Origin of the sequence: Microcystis sp. LE19-10.1B, assembly GCF_027530565.1 — a bacterium.
In the GTDB taxonomy this organism is placed as follows: domain Bacteria; phylum Cyanobacteriota; class Cyanobacteriia; order Cyanobacteriales; family Microcystaceae; genus Microcystis; species Microcystis aeruginosa.
Genome location: NZ_JAPZQM010000686.1, coordinates 1 through 2,097, shown reverse-complemented (window position 1 = coordinate 2,097; position 2,097 = coordinate 1). Strand labels below are relative to the sequence as shown.

Sequence of the window (2,097 nt, the reverse complement as noted above, 5' to 3'; positions counted from 1 at the left end):
CGAAAACGGCTTTACGATATTTGGCTGGGAACACTAAATGATATAGCAAAACACTTACATTATGGCTCTTATGGATGTATTCACTCATTTTTCTATTGTACGCCGCGAGCGGCGGGGAATTAGACCCGAAGAGATTAAATTTGATCAAGACAGCAAAGATAAATGTATTACAGGTTTTTCAATTGTTGTAAAGGGAGAATATGGTTGTTTAGAACCTCAACGTATTCCAATTTTAAAATTTTTCAAAGACCAAAAATTAGAAAAACTGGATATAGTAAAAGACGAAATTTCTGAACAGATTGCTAATCAAATTTATCCTTGTATTAATCGTGTGGAACGCCGTTTAAGAGACTACATAACGAAATTCATGACAACCAAGATAGGAGTGGATTGGTGGACAAAGGTATCCACCCAAGATTTTAGAAAGAAAGTTGATCAGAGAAAAAATAATGAAAAAGAATTTGCAAGCCATATTGACAATCAACTCTATCTGATAGATTTTGATGATTTAGGTTCGATTATATACAAGCTTTCATCTGGTTGTACAACCAAAGAGGATTTAATTAAAGAAATTGATAGGCTTGAAGAAACTCCCGAAGCAATTCGTAAATTAAGAGAAAAAATTAAAAGCAACGGTGATAAGTTTTTTAAGGAATCATTTAAAGACAGAAATTTTCAATCTAATTGGGAGAAACTGTATAAAACCAGAAACAAAGTAGCTCATAATAATCTTTTTACCCAAAAGGAGTTGGACGAAGCCCAAAAAATATACCAAGACTTAATTCAAACAATCAAGAACGCGGAGCAGAAACTTGAAGGACTGATATTAACTACTGAAGAAGTAGGATTAATACAAGAAGAAGCAAATTCTATAGAAGATAGACAATATCCCATCGAAAAATTGATGGATATAGTAGGAAAGTTACCATCCAAAAAATTGATGGCTCCATTAAGAAAGTCACCATCCAAAAAGATGGATCTAGTAGGAAAGTTACCATCATGCCATTCTCTTATCACTCCTTCTGGCTTAAACTTAAGACGAATGAAAACCGAAAAATTGATGGATGCATTAAGAAAGTTACCATCCGAAAAATTGATGGATCTATTAAGAAAGTCACCATCTGACGGGTTCTTCGGTTTGTGCTATGCAATGGACGGAGTTATAAGGGATGAAACCCTTATAGAGAAGGACATTGATGCGATTTTGTCAATTGTTTTCGATCTAGAACGAACTAATCAATAGAACTCTTGCAAGATAAGGATTTAGTCGATTTATGCCACCCTTTAGGAAGTTGATGGGTGCTGCTACTGAGTCGGGATTCCTTGAGTGTGTAACACAGCAGAGTATGGCTATCGATTAGACATTTCAAGGCAGATACTCCGCGAAGTCTTGTAAGTGTTCTTTATCATCGGCTTAATTTTGCCAGTGGGAAATTATTATCGGTAATTAACAATTCTTCCCCTAGTTTGAGATTGTATATCAGTTCGGGCAGTTTGGCTTGAGCTTCTTGGAGAGAGACAATCATAATTTTACGGCAAGCGGGAAGATGAAAGGACTTTCTAGGCCGATAATACTAAATCCGTTGAGTAACGCACAGAAAACGGGTTTCTCCGAGAAACCCGTTTTCTACTCATGCAAAAATAACCAGATTTGTTATAATTTCTCGATTCTAACTGATCGACGCAGAGAAGGGATAGGCGAACCGAAAACCCTCTCCATTAAGGACTCGTGTTAAACTGATTAATCATGCTGGTGTCTAGAAGCGACCTATGCCAAACTTAACCTTAAGCAACGAACAAGTAATCGAATTAGTCAAACAACTCCCCGAAGCACAGCAACAGGAAGTTTATAAAATTCTCATCCTCAGTCAGTGGAGACAGTTGGAACCAGTATTTAACGAAGGAGCAGAAAGAGCTAGAATCGTAGCCAAAGAACGCGGCCGTGATTGGGATACTATGACCGAAGACGAGAGAGAAGAATTTATCGATGAAATCGTTCACGAAAAATAGTGACCTATGTAGTTGTTTTTGATACAAATATATTAATCTCTGCTTGGCTGTCTAAAAACAGCCCTACATTTTCCTGTTTATCGTTAG

Annotated in this window: 3 protein-coding genes and 1 pseudogene; 2 read left to right on the top strand and 2 right to left on the bottom strand. The window is 36.8% G+C overall.

Going from position 1 to position 2,097, the window contains the following annotated elements; genetic code table 11:
- Window positions 1-88: pseudogene (locus O9332_RS24550) on the bottom strand (IS200/IS605 family transposase); the annotation flags it as partial.
- On the opposite strand from O9332_RS24550, the gene O9332_RS24545 reads away from it, so the two are divergent.
- Window positions 71-1,243, top strand: a complete 1,173-nt coding sequence (locus O9332_RS24545) for a Swt1 family HEPN domain-containing protein (protein WP_288027745.1) — start codon at window positions 71-73, stop codon at window positions 1,241-1,243. The pseudogene O9332_RS24550 and the gene O9332_RS24545 sit on opposite strands and share 18 nt — an antisense overlap.
- A gap of 163 nt (window positions 1,244-1,406) precedes the next feature.
- Here the strand turns inward: O9332_RS24545 and O9332_RS24540 are convergent, their stop codons facing one another.
- The gene (locus O9332_RS24540; protein WP_002777099.1) at window positions 1,407-1,526 is read right to left on the bottom strand and encodes a type II toxin-antitoxin system Phd/YefM family antitoxin; all 120 of its coding nucleotides are present in this window, start codon (window positions 1,524-1,526) and stop codon (window positions 1,407-1,409) included.
- Window positions 1,527-1,770: 244 nt separating this feature from the next.
- On the opposite strand from O9332_RS24540, the gene O9332_RS24535 reads away from it, so the two are divergent.
- Window positions 1,771-2,010: a hypothetical protein gene (locus tag O9332_RS24535; protein WP_052275296.1), complete on the top strand. Its 240-nt coding sequence runs from the start codon at window positions 1,771-1,773 to the stop codon at window positions 2,008-2,010.
- Window positions 2,011-2,097: the final 87 nt, after the last annotated feature.

What these genes read in the sequence shown, in the direction of transcription:
- O9332_RS24535 (WP_052275296.1), top strand. Translation starts at nt 1,771, where the DNA reads ATGCCAAACTTAACCTTAAGCAACGAACAAGTAATCGAATTAGTCAAA.
- O9332_RS24545 (WP_288027745.1), top strand. Translation starts at nt 71, where the DNA reads ATGGATGTATTCACTCATTTTTCTATTGTACGCCGCGAGCGGCGGGGA.
- O9332_RS24540 (WP_002777099.1), bottom strand. Translation starts at nt 1,526, where the DNA reads ATGATTGTCTCTCTCCAAGAAGCTCAAGCCAAACTGCCCGAACTGATA.